We start from the raw sequence: 14391 nt of genomic DNA on the forward strand, positions 1-14391 counted from the left end.
CACGGCCTGTCGCGCTACCGCAGCGCGGGTTTAGCATCGGCGTCGCCGCCAAGCCACGATAGAAGCGTGCGCGCGTCGGCGAGATTGTCCAGATCGAGTACCGCATCGGCAAGCGCATTCGCCGACGTGTCGTCGAGCGCCATGGCGGCCAGGGTGTGGTACTTCGACAGCAAGTCCGCATCCGACAACGGATTGCGCGGATCGCCGAGCGGCGTGAGCACCTGCTGCGAGCGCGGCATCTCATCGGCGATCGTGAGCGTGACGATGGGCTCGTCCAGATCGGACATCGCTGGATCGACTTCGAGCGTGATGCGCTCCATCATCGCGGCCATGCGCGGATCCGTTCGGGCAGCCTCGAGATAGGCGGCAATCCCCGCGTGGCCATAGACCAGCACCGAAGCAACCGCATACGGCAAACTCATTTGCGACGAGGCCAGGTTGCGCAATTCGCGGCCGCCGCACATGCCTTCGACGAATGCGCTCAATCTGACGTGCACGCTGGATAGCCTGTCCGGGTCACATTTGATGTCACGCAGCAGATCGAGCGTGGCATCCACCGCTGCATGCGTGCTGCGGCACGACGCGTGCGGCTTGATCGAGCAACGCATGATCTTCCACGTGTCGCCCAGTTCGTGCAGCAAGGCTTCGGGCTTCTGCGTGTCGGGAGCGAACGCATTGAAGAAGCCGCCCCATACGTCCGCGAACACCTGCGTCGGGCCGGTGACGTTTTCCCTCGCCAGCAATGCCGCCAGCAGTCCACCTTCAGCCGCGCGGCCGGTGTGCATGCGCTTCGTTTGCGACGCGTCGTGAATGAAACCCCATAGGCCGCCGCTGAAGCTGCCCGCATGGCCGAACGCCGCGCCGGTTTGCACGGCATCGAGCCCGAGGAGGCGCGCACTTGCCGCCGCCGCGCCGAACACGCCGCAGGTCATCGTAGAATGCCAGCCGCGTGCGTTGTGCGGCGAATATCCGCCGCATGCTTCGAGCACGCGCCTGCCGACGTCATAGCCGAGCACCACAGCCGCAAGAAACGCCCGCCCCGATACCGGTCGCGGCGAGCAGGCAAGCGCCGCGAATGCCGCGGGCAGCACGACGGCGCCGGAATGATCGCAGCCGCCGGAGTCGTCGAGTTCCAGCGCATGTGCCGCGACACCGTTGACGAAGGCCGCGCTGCGCGGGCCGAGCGACTGCCGTGTGCCCCACACATGCGCCACGCCTGGCCCGTCGCCGGACATGACCGCCCGCGCGCTGCGCGACTCCATGGCCGCGGCGCCGGCCAGCGACGCGCCGATCGTGTCGAGGATATGCCGCTTGGCCTTATGGACGACGGCAACAGGCAGCGCGTCGTTGGGTACGCCGGCGACGAACGCCGCCAGTTGCTCCGACAGCGACAGATCACGCGCGCTCATCGTGCGGCCTCCCGATGCCTTGCAAAAACCTCGACCGGATGACCCGGCTCGTTACCGTCGACGTTCTGCCGCCACCAGGCCGCCACTTCCGCGCCCGTCGCGAACCACACGTCGTCGTGCGAACGCATCTCCGCTAGCAATTCGCGCAACACGTCGATACGTCCCGCCGTACCGATGAGCTCCGGATGCAGTCTCAACACAAAGCACAAACCGAAGCGACGGAACGCCGCGAAATCCTGCTTCCAGTTCGCCAGCACTTCCCGATACGAGGGAATCCGCGGCTGTCCGACCGGTACTGCAGGCGACAGGTTGTAGACGAAGTACGGTTCGTCTTCGAGTTCATAGTGAAGCGGCAGTTCGACCAGCGGCGGCGTGTCGCCAGCCGCCACTGTCCCTGCATTCGCATCCGCGTCCGGCAGATGAAAATACGGCAGATCGTCGCCGCGCCATGACGACGACCACGTGACGCCTTCGCTGCGCAGAAAGTCCGCTAAGCCCGGCGCCCAATTGCCATAGAAGGAACGAAAACCCTGCACGCGCCGACCGAGCGTGTCGACGAGCGCTTGCTGACCGGCAAGGAACGCTTGTCGTTGCTCATCGAACGTGAGTGTGTCGAAGTTCTCGCAGCGATATCCGCTCGTGCCGATTTCGTGTTGCTGCGCATCGATACGGTGCAGCAAGTCCGTATGAGTTTGGGCAACGCGTCCGGGCAAGAACCAGCTCGAGCGGACATCGAACTCATCGAACGCGTCGAGCACGCGATCCACGCCCCGTTTCGCGCCATAGCGCCACACCGAAAGCGATTTCTCGCGGCCGGCGATACGCGGCTCCTGAGTCAGGATGCCGTGTTCGTCGTTGAAGTCGACCGTGACGACCACTGCGCAGCGCGCGTTGTGTGGCCAGTGAAGTGCATTCATGCGCTGAACTCCTGCGCGTGTCCCGACGTATTGTTATCGAGCCACCATTGCGCGACGTCGCGGCACGTGGCGAACCATACGTCGCCTTGTGCGTGCATGTGCTCGATCAGTCTTTCTAGCAGCGCAATACGGCCAGGTTTGCCGGACACCTTCGGATGAAACAGCGTGGTCAGGCAGAGTCCGTCGCGATGCGAGCCGTCGAATTCACGACGCCAGTTGTCGAGCGTCGTGTCATAGCTCGCAATGCGGTCGAGGCTCGCCGGAAAATCCGGGTTGCGGTGATAGGCCAGCGACGCATAATCGTCGAGCTCCCAGCGGCCCGGAATTTCGACCATGGGCTCGGCGATGCCCTCGGCGTGCAGCAGATAAGGACGATCGTCGCCCCGCATCGAACTCGAATAGCGCACTCCGGCCTCCATCAGCACGCGAATCGTGTCCGGCCCCCAGTCGCCCGACGGCGTGCGAAAACCAACCGGCTGCATGCCGAGATATTTGGCGAAGACTTCCGCGGAGCGTTCCATGACTTCGCGCTGGCCGTCGCGATCCAGAGTCCAGAAAGCCTCGTGCCGGTAGCCGTGGTAAGCGATCTCATGGCCGCCCGCGATGATCGCCGCACACTGATCCGGCCAGTTTTCGACCACCCAGGCCGGCACGAAGAAAGTCGCCGGCACGCGCCGCTCGTTGAGCATATCGAGCAGACGGCCAAGCGCGCGCCACGGGCCGTAACTGCCCAGGGTGAAATACGAAGGGTTGGTCCAGATCGAACCGTTGAGCATTGCATCGCCGGTCGGGCCGTCGAGATCGAACGCGAGCGCGACGCAGGAACGGTGTCCTTCCGGCCAGCGCGGCGCGGTCTGAGTCGGCTGGCGCGCGACATATTCCATTTGAGAAACGTTGCCCGATTCCTCGGACGCACTTGCACTGTGTGCATGGCTTTGCGACGCGGGCATGCCCTGTTGCAGGGGCAACGTAACGGTAGATCGGACCAAACGAAAACTCCCTTGAACGCATTGTTCGACGCGGCGTCGATCCGGCGTTTCTGCCCGCTACGAAAGGCAAACCCGTTGCTCAGCGCCGGCGTCGCGGCACTCACTGCAAGGCTACTTCGGGGGTGGAAATCCGGATTCGTTGAAGGGATTTAAGAACGCCAATTTTCCGGCCACAAACGGTAAAATCTCATGGTTACCATGCGAGTTGTGCATAAATGAAGATCGAACGCTATCCTCCCTTCAACGTGCTGCAAACCCTGCTGGTGGTCGCCCGCTGCGGCAACTTCACGGCTGCATCGCAGCAGCTGTTTCTCAGCCAGAGCGCGGTGAGCCGGCATATTCAACAGATCGAGGAGTATTTCGGTTGCGCGCTGTTCGTGAGGCACACCCGCATGGTCGTGCAGACTGCGGAGTGTCAACGGCTGGTGCCGATCGTCGAAGAGTTGCTGGCAACCGCGCGCCGCTCGATGCACATCACGAACTCCGGCGGCCAGACCATTACCCTGCGCGTCACGCCCACGCTGGCGGCGCGCTGGCTGCTGCCGCGCCTGACCGACTTCTATGCTGAAGTTCCAGGTACGCAGTTGAATATCGACACCGCATGGTTCCTGCCAACCAACTTCGGCGAAGGCACGCTCGACGCCGCGATCCTGTTCGGAACCGGCAATTGGGAAGGATTGGAAGCCACCTGTCTGATGCGCGAGAGATTGACGCCGGTCTGCTCGCCGCAGATCGCCAGCGGCACACCCCCGCTCGTGGAGCCCGAAGATCTGAAACAGCACACGTTGCTGCATTCCAGCTTCGGCCGGCGGGGGTGGATTCTGTGGCTGCAGCAGGAAGGCAACCTTGCCGCGCATACGTATCGGGAGCAGGTGTTCGACACGCTGGACCTCGCATTCAGCGCCGCGGCACGCGGGTTGGGTGTGGCGCTGGGGGATCTGAACCTGGTCGGAGAGAATCTCACAAGCGGCTCACTGGTGACGCCGTTCAAGCGCGTGGTGGAGACCGGGGCTGGATATTATCTGGTGCATCCGCCGCGCAATGAATATCGCGAGAAATTGAAGCCGCTTCTTCGGTGGTTGCAAGCGAGTGTTGCGGCGTAATCCGCGGCAGCGCGCGTGGTTCACAAGCACGCGACATCGGTTCGGACAATTTGTCCGCACTGTCAGGAACCTCACCCTCCTTCATCTTTCGCGGCAGAGCCGCTACCTTTGCGACATGCAAACCGTCCCCGGCTACGGGCTTGTGCATGCGCTGGTACGCCCTCGTAGCCCGTCTTGAATGGAGAACTCAATATGCCCAGTATGCTCAGAACTTACGTCATTACAGGTGCAGGATCCGGTATTGGCCTGGCCACGAGGCAGCTACTCGAGTCGCAGGGCCATCATGTGATTGGCGCGGATATTCACAATGCCGAAGTCGTTGCGGACCTCGGTACACCTGAAGGACGCACTGCTCTCGTCGAGCAGGTGACGAAACAAAGCGGTGGTTCGATCGACGCCGTTCTCGCCGTGGCAGGTGTCGATATTGCGGGCCCCGCCACCGCGGCGATCAACTATTACGGCGCCGTGGCGACGCTGCAAGGGCTCCGGCCACTGTTGCTAAAGTCGTCGGCTCCGCGCGCCGTGGCCGTCTCCTCCATTACCTCTGTCCACCCTCACGACGAGCAGCTCCTGAACATGCTGCTGAACGGCACAGAAGAACAGGCATTGGAGCGGGCACGAGACGCGAGTTACGTGTACGCGACCACCAAGCGAGCGCTATCACGATGGATCCGGCGCAGTGCGATCAGTGCGGACTGGGCCGCCTCGGGGATACCACTGAATGCGCTCGCACCAGGACTCGTCAAGACCGAATTGCTGGCGCGACTTTTCGAAGACCCCGATAAAAAGCGCGCTGTTAGCGCCGGCACCCCAATGCCACTCGGCGGTCCGTACGAGCCCGTGGCGGCTGCCGAGTTCCTTGCCTGGCTCGCCAGCGAAAAGAACGGCCATATGACCGGCCAGACTATTTTCATCGACGGCGGCGCCGATGCGGTGATCCGTGGAGATTCGGTCTGGTAGATCGCTGGGCGATCTATCCCGGGAAAGCCTTCGCTACGACATGCACTGTTCATCCGCGATTAAGGCGCCCTCCCGAGCGGCACGTGCTCGCTGATGAAATCGATGAACGCTCGTAGCTTTGGCGTGATATGTCTGCCGGACGGCCACAACAGTTGAAAGGTGTTGTGGTCGGTCGTGTATTCATCCAGAACCGTCACCAGCCTGCCGTCATTGAGAGCGTCGCGCACCGTGAAGTCCGACATGTAGGCAATGCCGAGACCTTCCAGCGCGAAGCACAGGCGCGCCTCATTGGTGTTGCACGTCACCGTCGTGGCGAGTTGCGCTTCGGCTTCGTCGGCATCGTGCCGCAGTTGCCAGACCTGCAGTTTGCCCGTGTTCGGCATGCGGAATTGAATGCAGGCGTGTTCGGCGAGTTCCCTCGGATGCACCGGCTTCCCGCAGCGCTCGAAATAGTTTGGCGCGCCAACGAGCAGCATTCGGAAAGAGCCCAATCGCCGTGAGGTCAAACGGGAATCCTCAACGTCGCCGCTGCGCACGACAGCGTCGTAACCCTCTTCGATCACATCGACCTTCCGGTTGTCGAAATCGAGATCAAGTTCGATCGCAGGATAACGCCGCTGAAAATCGGCAAGCACAGGTAGAAATGGCTCACTGATCATGGGCAAGCCGATGCGCAGTCGCCCTTTGGGGACCGCCGATGCCTCGGACAACTCGGCCTGCGCCGCGTCGAATTCCGCCAGAATGCGCCGCGCGCGTTCGACAAACATCTCGCCCTCGGCCGTCAGCGTGACGCTGCGTGTGCTTCGATGAAACAACCTGACGCCGAGGCTCTGCTCGAGACGCGTCACGCTCTTGCCAATGCCAGAAGCGGAAATACCCAGAATGCGGCCGGCAGCGACAAAGCTGCGTGTCTCGGCGGCCTGAACAAACACATTAAGCGCAATGCTATCCATAGTCTCGCAGCATCCATTGCGCGGACACATTGTCCGCTCTATCGGGAACTCTACCCTACTTAATTCACGCCTGAAAAGCCGTTACTTTTGCATGGCAGGCAGGACGCGAACGCCTTGCCTCATAGAGGTCACGACCTCTATTTCTGTCGAATTAAATATGCAGCGGCAATACACCGCTGCCTGAACAGGAACGCATGATGACAACCGGACCCGACCTTTTCGATCTCGCACGCAAGCTCGAAGACACACGATGGCAGTTACTGCTGAATGCCGATGCTAACGCGCTGACCGATCTTCTCTCCGACGAGCTGCATTTCGTGCATTCGAGTGGCCTGAAAGACGACAAGACGGCTTACCTCGACGCCGTCCGGGCGGGAGTGGTGATCTACCGAAGCGCCAATAGCCGCATCGAGACAGTCGTGCCCCTTGGCGACAAATCGTTCGTCGCGAGTGGCGCTCTGAAAATGGAGGCAACCGTGCGTGGAACGGAACGGAGTCTCCATTCGCTCTTCATGGTGGTGTGGCGCCGCGAGCAGGAAACATGGCGGCTTGTCGCGCACCAGACTACCTTGCTGCCGGCTTGAGCAGCTAACTACGTTATCCAAAGGAACAGATCGTGAAAATTTTTATTACTGGCGCCAGCGGTTTCGTCGGCGGCACTGTCGCCCGTCGCTTGCTCGCCGCAGGTCACAGCGTTCGCGGATTGATACGCGACGCAAGCAAAGCCGAATCGTTGAAGGCACTAGGTATCGAACCCGTGATTGGCAGCCTCGAAGACAGCAGTCTGCTGACGCGTGAGGCGCAGCAATCGGAAGGTGTGATTCATGCTGCCGACAGCGACCATCGGCCGGCGATCGAAGCCCTTATCGAAGGACTGCGGGGCTCCGGCAAGCCATTGCTGCACACCAGCGGTTCGAGTGTTATCGGCGATGATGCACTGGGCAATAGCGTTTCGGAAGCGATCTATGACGAAGACACGCCGATGGTCGTCGAGCCGGTCAAGCAACCACGTCGCGACATTGAACTGCGGGTACTCGCTGCCTCCGCGGAAGGTGTACGCGCCGTGGTGATCTGTCCGAGCAACATCTACGGCAGCGGCACGGGGCTCAATCCGCGGAGCGTGCAGATCCCGTTCCTGGTTGACGACGCGCGCAAAGGCGGCGTGGTGCACATCGTCGGACAAGGCGTGAATCGCTGGTCGAACGTCCATATTGAAGACGTCGCCGAACTCTATCTGCTCGCGTTGGAGAAAGCGCCGGCCGGCGCGTTTTATTTCATCGAGAGCGGCGAGGCGTCGTTCGGTGAAATTGGCGATGCTATCGCGCGGCGTCTAAAGCTTGCGCCGGTTCAATCATGGACCGTGGAGCAAGCTACCGAACGTTGGGGCAAAGTCCATGCGCACTACACCTTCGGCTCAAATAGCCGTGTCCGCGCAAAGCGTGCCCGCAAGGAGCTCGGCTGGACGCCGCGCCATACGTCGGCACTGGCCTGGATTGAAGAGGACATGCCGCTATGAGCAAAGTCTGGTTCATCACCGGCAGCGCCGGTGGCATCGGCGCCGGCATTGCGCGGGCAGCGTTGACTGCAGGCGACGTAGTGGTTGCAACCGATCTCGACCTTGAACGACTGCAGCAAGTCTATGCAGCGAACGCAGCACACGTTCTGACAGCACAACTGGACATTCGCGACGCGGCGCAGGCCGATGCTGCCGTGGAAGCCGCCCTCGCCCGTTTTGGCCGCATCGATGTACTGGTCAACAACGCGGGCTATGGCCAATTCGGACCATTCGAGGAAATCGAGCCCGAGGCGATCGAACGGCAGTTCGCCACCAACGTATTCGGCACCTTCAACGTCACCCGGGCGGTATTGCCGGTGATGCGCCGGCAACGTGCAGGCCTCGTCATCAACATGTCTTCGAATGGCGGATTCAAAGGCGTCCGTGGCGCCTCGATGTATTCGGCCACCAAGTTCGCCATCGAAGGATTCTCCGAGGCTCTCGCGCAGGAAATCGCGGACTTCGGTCTCAAGCTCACCATCGTTGAGCCAGGCGCCTTCCGCACCGACTTTCTCGACGACCGTTCGTTAAAACGCGGCACGCACGCCTTGAGCGATTACGCCGATTTCCGGGCCAAGGCCAATGCGGTGTTCGAAGCCCGCAATCACAACCAGGTCGGCGACCCCGACAAACTTGGCCGTGCGTTAGTCCAGATCGCTAACGAAACGGACCCGCCGCTGCGCTTCGTCGCCGGCGCCGATGCGCTCAAAGTTGTAGACGACAAGCTCAGAGACGTTGCCGTCGAGGTGGAGCGCTGGCGCGAACTGTCCCGCTCCACCGACTTCTAAATCGCCCATCACAGGAAAGATCTCATGAACGTACAAACGCTGGACTCACGGCTCGATGCGTTAGAAAGCCGCTTTGCTCTTGAACGGCTGATCGCAGAATACGCTCAGGCCTTTGATAACCATGACGAGGCGCTGCTGCGTGGCATATGGCATGAGGGCGCGCTTCTGTCGCTCGGCGACGCTTTCGGCAACTTTGAAGGTGTGGAAGCGATTCTCGAATCAGCCCGGCTGAACTGGCAGAAAATGCCCCACATGCATCACTGGATGGCCAACCCGTTGATCGATATCGACGGCGATACGGCGACCGGCCGGGCTGCCGTCGATTGCCTGTGCACCCACGTCGAATTGGGCCCGGTGCAAATCAGCGGCCTCTACCACGACCGCTTTGAACGTCGCGACGGCCGCTGGGCGTTCGTCGAACGCCGTTTCGACCTTCATTTCCTCACACCGCTCGCCAACTGGACACCGGTTGCGGGCAGCGAGAGCGTCAAATCGTAGGCAGGTGAATAACTAACCGGCCTTCGGCGTTTTGTCGATCATCAACGACAGATGATCCAGATCCTCGCGCAGCAGCGCCAACGCTTCGCTGACAGCGCTGCTGCCCTTCAATTGCCGTTTGGCCGGCCGTACGACCGATTGCACTGCGAGCTCCGCGATCGTGTCGGCGATCTCGATCGCGCTGCTCGCGCCCTCCGGCTTGTACCAGAACGCGGGCCAACTGCACATGCCGATGAGCGTGAACGCCGTGACCTTGGCGTCGACAACCCGGAACACCCCGGCGCTTACTCCTGCTTCGATGGCCGCAGTAAAGTTGTTCAGCACCGCGCGCTTCGCATCTTCGTTCGCACGATAGGCGCGCTCGGGCAGCTGCTGCTCGGTGCGTTGGATCACGCGAAACTCGTTGTAGTGGCTCAGAATCAGCATCGTATGCTGATGAACCAGCAGACGCAGGCGCTCTTTCGGATCCGCGTCCGTCTCAGCAACTGCCTGGCTCGACAGCCGTCTTGCTCGTAACGTGACCTCCTCGACCAGCGCGGTGAGTATCTCGTCCTTGTTCTTGAAGTAGTAATAGACGGCAGTACGTGTCACGCCGAGCGCCTCGGCGATTTCCTGCATCGACGCACCGCCGAAACCCTTCTCGATGAAGAGCGCGGCCGCGGCGTTCAGTATCTGTTCTTTTTGTCCGTCAGCATTCACCTTTGCCACGAAACCACTCCTGATAGCGGTCGACGGCCAGAATGCCGCCCTACCGTAGTGTTGTGTTTGCGTGATTGTAACGCCCGGATTTGGCGTTCCGTACTGTCGTCGGCTATGCCTCTTTGTCCTGCGGATTGGACGTGTTGTGCCGGACCGGCACTTTTCACCCGGAAGCCGGGATGCGCTTCACGCGGCGCTCATGCAGTCGGCCAAGACTGCCGACAGCCACCGCCGCCAACACGGTCGGCACGGCTGACACGAGCAAGGTCTGATCGACGCTCCATGCGAGCGCCATCAACTGCCCGCCGGCCAGCGGCCCGAGCACAGCGCCGAGTCTGCCAAAACCGAGCGCCCAGCCCGCACCGGTAGCACGCGTCCTTGTCGGATAGATCGTAACCGCCAGTGCATTCAGGCCGGATTGACCGCCGAGAATGCAGAATCCGGCGAATGCGATGCAGGAGATAGCCGCGAGCGGCACCGTATGTAAGTAGCTGATGCCGACAATGGCAACGCCACCGAGGGCGAAATTGGCAAACAGCACCGCAGCAAAGCCACGGCGATCTATCAGCATGCCGAGCGCGACATTGCCCACCAGTCCGCCGAGCCAAAGTGCCGTGCCCGCCAGCACCGCTTTACTGGACGAATAGCCTGTGCCGCTCATCAACACCGGGATCCATGCGGCGAGGAAGTACGCGCACAGCATGTTGGCGAAGTTCGCGACCCAGAGCAGAGGCGTGACGATTCGCCGGCCTTCGCCCAGCAACATCGTCAGCGTGTTGCCGCCGAGTGCTTTGTTCGCGGGCGGCACCGTGGGCATGGCGGCACCTGGCGCCACCTGGTGTAGCAGTAGCAAGGTACGTGGTGTTTGCGGGTGCCGTAGCAGGCAAAATTGCAGCGACTCGGGAAGCGCCGCGAACATTGAGAGGGAAAGCAGCGCAGTGAGCAATGCGCCGGCGTAAAAAACACCGCCCCAGCCGAACGGCGCAATCACCAGAGCGGCAATCCCGCCGCCAACCACCCCGCCGACGATGTAACCCGACGACACCGCCATCATCAAGCTCACGCGGATGCGTGCCGGGCTGTATTCGCCTGCGAGAGCCATGGCATTCGGAACGATCGCGCCCATTCCGATACCGGCGGCAAACCGAATGCCGATCAGTGCACCGATCGAGTGTGCGAAAGGTGTCAGCACCATGCAAAGCGCGATCCAGGCAGTCGCCGCAATCAGCATCGGACGGCGGCCGATTGTGTCAGCCCATCCCGCGAGCACCAGCGATCCGGCGAACATGCCCAGCAATCCGGCCGCGAACACCGGACCCAACACGGAGCGGCTGGCGCCCCAGGCTTTTATCAAGGCCGGAGCGGCGTAGGCCATCGCCTGGACATCGAAGCCGTCGATCACCATGCATAACGCGCATAAGCCGAGCACGCGCCACTGCGTGGCGGTAACGGGTCTGCCATCAAACAATGAAAAAGTGGTTTCTTCCCCAGTTGATGCCATGGTTGTCTCCTAACCTGATTTCTATCGTCGGTGCGGATGCCCGTAAATGGACGCACCCGCCACCGCACCACCCTTCTGTCATTCAATTGACTTTCACATCTTTTATTTGACGAGTTTGACAAATGCTGGGCAAAAAAATGAACCGTATCGGTCGAAACTTCAGTTCACCGCTTCACCGTAAAGCCGCTCGTATTGGCGAATGAATTCGGGGTCGCGCTCGCGTAGATCTTCATGCGTGACACGTCCGGTACGGCGCATATAGTCGTAGGTGAAGCCGATCGGATCGAGATGCAGCTTGTTGCCGACGTTTTCATACCAATCAAGGCTCTTTGCCGCAGCCAGTTGGAAGCGATCCGAAGCGGAGCGGCGCGACGCCTCGAAATGCGCGAATGCAGCCTTGATGTCAGTCGCGTGGGCACACAGACCTTCGAACAGCGCGATCGAATCTTCCATCGCCATACGCGTACCGGAGCCCAGCGAGAAGTGCACCGAGCGCAGCGCATCCCCAATCAGAATCATGTTCTCGTGGTGCCAGTTCTCGTTTTTGACTGTCACGGCTTCAAACCATGTGGACTTGTTCGACAACAGACCGTGTCCGTCCAGGTCTTCGGCGAAAACCTGTTCGCAGAAGGCGCGGCTGTCCGCATCGCTCATTTCGCCCAATCCGGCGCGTGCCCACGTCTGCGGATCCGTTTCGATGAGAAACGTACTCATCCGGTCGCTATACGCGTAGCTATGAGCGATGAACACACCGAATTCGGTTTCGCGAAAGATCAGCGAGACGGCATGGAACGGCTTGCTGGTTCCGTACCAGGCAAACTTGTTGCGACGCTGCACGAACGACGGTTTGAAGGCATCCGCATATTGCGCGCGGGTCCGGCTGTTCACGCCATCCGCCACCACTACGAGATCTGCCTGACGCAATGCGCCCAGGTCGTCCACGCGAGCGTTGAACAGTAGATCGACGCCCGCCGATCTGCATTCGGCATGTAGAAACTGCAGTAAGGCAATACGGGCGACCCGCGAAAAGCAGTTGCCATGGATCAGCACATGCACGCCGCGATGGACAATTTCCATGTGCTCCGAACGCACGTGGCCGGCGGTAAACCGGCGGAAGAACTCGGGATCCGATTTCTCGAGAAACGACAGCGCGACATCCGAGAACACCACACCCCAGCCGTAAGTTGCGCCGGCGTCATTCTGTTCATGGACTCGGACCGTCCATTTCGGAAAACGTCGTTTGACCAGATACGAGAAAAACAGCCCGCCCGGCCCTCCTCCTACGATATTGATGTCCATCCTCAGTCTCCGGTTCTGGAAGTTGAAACGTTCGCCGCGGTTTCGACCTCGATAGCTTCGGCGATGATCCGGCGCATCGCCGGTTTGTCGACTTTGCCAACCCGTGTCACCGGGAACGCGTCCACGATTTCAATCCGCTCCGGACACTTGAACTTCGCGAGCCCCTGCGAGGAGAGGAATTCGATCATCTGCGGGATATCGGGCGCGGCATGTCCTTCACGAAGAATCAGAAACGCACAGCCCTTTTCTCCGTAAAACGGATCGGGCATGGCCACCAGTTTCGCGTCCAGAACAGTGGGATGACGGCTTAGAAACGCCTCGACTTCTTCCGCGCCGATCTTCTCGCCACCGCGATTGATGTTGTCGCGCAGGCGCCCTTCGAACGAGAAGTAGGTCACGCCGTCGATGACATGCGCGCGCATCATGTCCCCGGTTCGGAAGAAACCGCTCGACGTAAAGGCTGTGGCGTTGGCCTCCGGTGCGTTGTAGTAGCCCCTCAGGCTGGACGGACCGCGAAAACACAACTCACCTATTTCGCCGGACGCGACGGGCGATTCGTTGTCGGCATTGAGCAGAACGAGCTCATCATGTTCGCAACCCGAGCGTCCATGCGTGTGATGACGAACGAATGCGTTGACTGCCGGGCCCGAGCCGATCAGCAATCCTTCGGTCGTGCCATACATATTCGAACTGGTCACGCCGAGAAACGCTTCTAGCGCGTCGGCCCGGGTCAGACAAAAGAACAGCTTGAGCGACGACAGATCGTAATCGAGCACTTCGGCACACGCCATGATCTGCGGTGCAACCGGTCCGATTGAAACAGCATGCGTCACGCGATGCTGCTGGATCAATTCCGCCATCCGTACGATATCGACTTTCGGCATGAGTACGGTGGTTTGCCCAAGGGATATCGTGGGCACCAGCGCATACAGATGCGCCGCGTTGTGAAGCAAAGGCAGTGACCAGATCAGTGTGGCGTGTTCACCCGCCTCCACGTGCCTGGACCACGCTTCAGCATGCGCGAGGTATTCCGCGTGAAAACGCGGGATGATCTTGGGCACCCCTGTCGTACCGCCAGACAGTTGGAAGCTCAGGACGTCCTCCGAGCCGATGTGCACACCGTTCAGGACGGCCTTTGCCTCATCCAGCGAGATCGACTCCAGCAAGGCGGACAACGAATGCGTCCCCGTTGGCGCGTCGCCGCGTGCGACGACAATGTGTCTGAACGATGGGTGCTCGGCGCACATCTTCCGCGCAAAGCCGACCTGATCGAACTGCCCCACGTCGGCCTGCACGAAATACGCTTGCGGCAACGACAGGCTCGCCAGCTTGCCGATTTCAACCTCGCGGTACTGCGGCAGCGCGCAGACCGGAACAATGCCGCTCTTGTAGCATGCACACAGCGCCAGGGCGGTGTCGACGGTCGTCCCCATCTGGAACACTGCGCGTGCTCCGGGTTCGAGTCCGAGTTTGAGCAATGCCGCGGCCAGACGGTCGCTTTGCTCATCCAACGCGCGAAACGTGATGCTGCGCTCGTCGCTGATCAAGGCCAGCGTGTCGGGAAGGCGTCGTGCCGTCGCTGCGAGCGCCTCGCCGAACGTTCTGTCGACCCAAGCACCAACCTGAAAATAATGCTGAGCGACCGATGGCTCGCAATACGCGACACCTTCGAGCGGATAATGGATGCCTGCCATGTCTGTCTTCTCCAGTCGACGCGTTC

General features: G+C 60.9%; 14 protein-coding genes. 6 read left to right on the forward strand and 8 right to left on the reverse strand.

Features of this window, described 5'->3' with window-relative positions:
- Positions 1 to 14: 14 nt before the first annotated feature.
- Genes M0D67_RS26000 through M0D67_RS26010 form a run of 3 tightly spaced genes read right to left on the reverse strand, consistent with a single transcriptional unit; the run spans position 15 to position 3315 of the window.
- Positions 15 to 1409, reverse strand: coding sequence for an MmgE/PrpD family protein (locus tag M0D67_RS26000; protein ID WP_266240309.1), 1395 nt, complete (start codon positions 1407 to 1409; stop codon positions 15 to 17).
- Positions 1406 to 2326 carry a polysaccharide deacetylase gene (locus M0D67_RS26005; RefSeq protein WP_266240310.1) on the reverse strand — a complete coding sequence of 307 codons (921 nt, stop codon included), beginning with the start codon at positions 2324 to 2326 and terminating at the stop codon, positions 1406 to 1408. Before M0D67_RS26005 ends, M0D67_RS26000 begins: the two co-directional genes overlap by 4 nt.
- The gene (locus M0D67_RS26010) at positions 2323 to 3315 is read right to left on the reverse strand and encodes a polysaccharide deacetylase (RefSeq protein ID WP_266240311.1); all 993 of its coding nucleotides are present in this window, start codon (positions 3313 to 3315) and stop codon (positions 2323 to 2325) included. The genes M0D67_RS26005 and M0D67_RS26010 overlap by 4 nt, the downstream gene beginning before the upstream one ends.
- Before the next feature lie 215 nt (positions 3316 to 3530).
- On the opposite strand from M0D67_RS26010, the gene M0D67_RS26015 reads away from it, so the two are divergent.
- The gene (locus tag M0D67_RS26015) at positions 3531 to 4418 is read left to right on the forward strand and encodes a LysR substrate-binding domain-containing protein (protein ID WP_171927324.1); all 888 of its coding nucleotides are present in this window, start codon (positions 3531 to 3533) and stop codon (positions 4416 to 4418) included.
- Positions 4419 to 4610: 192 nt separating this feature from the next.
- Positions 4611 to 5378, forward strand: a complete 768-nt coding sequence (locus tag M0D67_RS26020; RefSeq protein ID WP_199203039.1) for an SDR family oxidoreductase — start codon at positions 4611 to 4613, stop codon at positions 5376 to 5378.
- Positions 5379 to 5437: 59 nt separating this feature from the next.
- Here M0D67_RS26020 and M0D67_RS26025 read toward each other — a convergent pair whose 3' ends face one another.
- A complete protein-coding gene (locus tag M0D67_RS26025) occupies positions 5438 to 6331 on the reverse strand; it encodes a LysR family transcriptional regulator (RefSeq protein WP_266240312.1) in 894 nt (297 codons plus the stop codon).
- A gap of 194 nt (positions 6332 to 6525) precedes the next feature.
- Here M0D67_RS26025 and M0D67_RS26030 point away from each other — a divergent pair, with 194 nt between their 5' ends.
- Genes M0D67_RS26030 through M0D67_RS26045 form a run of 4 tightly spaced genes read left to right on the forward strand, consistent with a single transcriptional unit; the run spans position 6526 to position 9172 of the window.
- A complete protein-coding gene (locus M0D67_RS26030) occupies positions 6526 to 6915 on the forward strand; it encodes a nuclear transport factor 2 family protein (protein WP_216674280.1) in 390 nt (129 codons plus the stop codon).
- Positions 6916 to 6947: 32 nt separating this feature from the next.
- On the forward strand, positions 6948 to 7847 hold the full coding sequence (locus M0D67_RS26035) for an NAD-dependent epimerase/dehydratase family protein (protein WP_168435716.1): 900 nt from the start codon (positions 6948 to 6950) through the stop codon (positions 7845 to 7847).
- Positions 7844 to 8674, forward strand: coding sequence for an SDR family NAD(P)-dependent oxidoreductase (locus M0D67_RS26040; protein WP_154560793.1), 831 nt, complete (start codon positions 7844 to 7846; stop codon positions 8672 to 8674). Before M0D67_RS26035 ends, M0D67_RS26040 begins: the two co-directional genes overlap by 4 nt.
- Before the next feature lie 24 nt (positions 8675 to 8698).
- The gene (locus tag M0D67_RS26045; RefSeq protein ID WP_266240313.1) at positions 8699 to 9172 is read left to right on the forward strand and encodes a nuclear transport factor 2 family protein; all 474 of its coding nucleotides are present in this window, start codon (positions 8699 to 8701) and stop codon (positions 9170 to 9172) included.
- Positions 9173 to 9184: 12 nt separating this feature from the next.
- Here the strand turns inward: M0D67_RS26045 and M0D67_RS26050 are convergent, their stop codons facing one another.
- From M0D67_RS26050 to M0D67_RS26065, 4 genes are all read right to left on the reverse strand, one after another.
- Positions 9185 to 9880 (reverse strand): TetR/AcrR family transcriptional regulator, encoded by a 696-nt coding sequence (locus M0D67_RS26050; protein ID WP_233464878.1) that lies wholly within the window; start codon positions 9878 to 9880, stop codon positions 9185 to 9187.
- Positions 9881 to 10034: 154 nt separating this feature from the next.
- Positions 10035 to 11372: an MFS transporter gene (locus M0D67_RS26055; protein WP_154560791.1), complete on the reverse strand. Its 1338-nt coding sequence runs from the start codon at positions 11370 to 11372 to the stop codon at positions 10035 to 10037.
- Positions 11373 to 11531: 159 nt separating this feature from the next.
- Positions 11532 to 12671, reverse strand: coding sequence for an FAD-dependent monooxygenase (locus tag M0D67_RS26060; RefSeq protein WP_171927316.1), 1140 nt, complete (start codon positions 12669 to 12671; stop codon positions 11532 to 11534).
- Between the two features lie 2 nt (positions 12672 to 12673).
- Positions 12674 to 14365: an AMP-binding protein gene (locus tag M0D67_RS26065; RefSeq protein ID WP_266240314.1), complete on the reverse strand. Its 1692-nt coding sequence runs from the start codon at positions 14363 to 14365 to the stop codon at positions 12674 to 12676.
- Between the last annotated feature and the right edge of the window lie 26 nt (positions 14366 to 14391).

It is taken from the genome of Paraburkholderia sp. SECH4 (assembly GCF_030511745.1).
GTDB classification, from domain to species: Bacteria; Pseudomonadota; Gammaproteobacteria; order Burkholderiales; family Burkholderiaceae; genus Paraburkholderia; species Paraburkholderia madseniana.

Excerpts from the sequence above, each read along its gene's own strand:
- M0D67_RS26000 (WP_266240309.1), bottom strand. The coding sequence starts at position 1,409 with ATGAGCGCGCGTGATCTGTCGCTGTCGGAGCAACTGGCGGCGTTCGTC.
- M0D67_RS26005 (WP_266240310.1), bottom strand. The coding sequence starts at position 2,326 with ATGAATGCACTTCACTGGCCACACAACGCGCGCTGCGCAGTGGTCGTC.
- M0D67_RS26015 (WP_171927324.1), top strand. The coding sequence starts at position 3,531 with ATGAAGATCGAACGCTATCCTCCCTTCAACGTGCTGCAAACCCTGCTG.
- M0D67_RS26020 (WP_199203039.1), top strand. The coding sequence starts at position 4,611 with ATGCCCAGTATGCTCAGAACTTACGTCATTACAGGTGCAGGATCCGGT.
- M0D67_RS26025 (WP_266240312.1), bottom strand. The coding sequence starts at position 6,331 with ATGGATAGCATTGCGCTTAATGTGTTTGTTCAGGCCGCCGAGACACGC.
- M0D67_RS26030 (WP_216674280.1), top strand. The coding sequence starts at position 6,526 with ATGATGACAACCGGACCCGACCTTTTCGATCTCGCACGCAAGCTCGAA.
- M0D67_RS26040 (WP_154560793.1), top strand. The coding sequence starts at position 7,844 with ATGAGCAAAGTCTGGTTCATCACCGGCAGCGCCGGTGGCATCGGCGCC.
- M0D67_RS26045 (WP_266240313.1), top strand. The coding sequence starts at position 8,699 with ATGAACGTACAAACGCTGGACTCACGGCTCGATGCGTTAGAAAGCCGC.
- M0D67_RS26055 (WP_154560791.1), bottom strand. The coding sequence starts at position 11,372 with ATGGCATCAACTGGGGAAGAAACCACTTTTTCATTGTTTGATGGCAGA.
- M0D67_RS26060 (WP_171927316.1), bottom strand. The coding sequence starts at position 12,671 with ATGGACATCAATATCGTAGGAGGAGGGCCGGGCGGGCTGTTTTTCTCG.
- M0D67_RS26065 (WP_266240314.1), bottom strand. The coding sequence starts at position 14,365 with ATGGCAGGCATCCATTATCCGCTCGAAGGTGTCGCGTATTGCGAGCCA.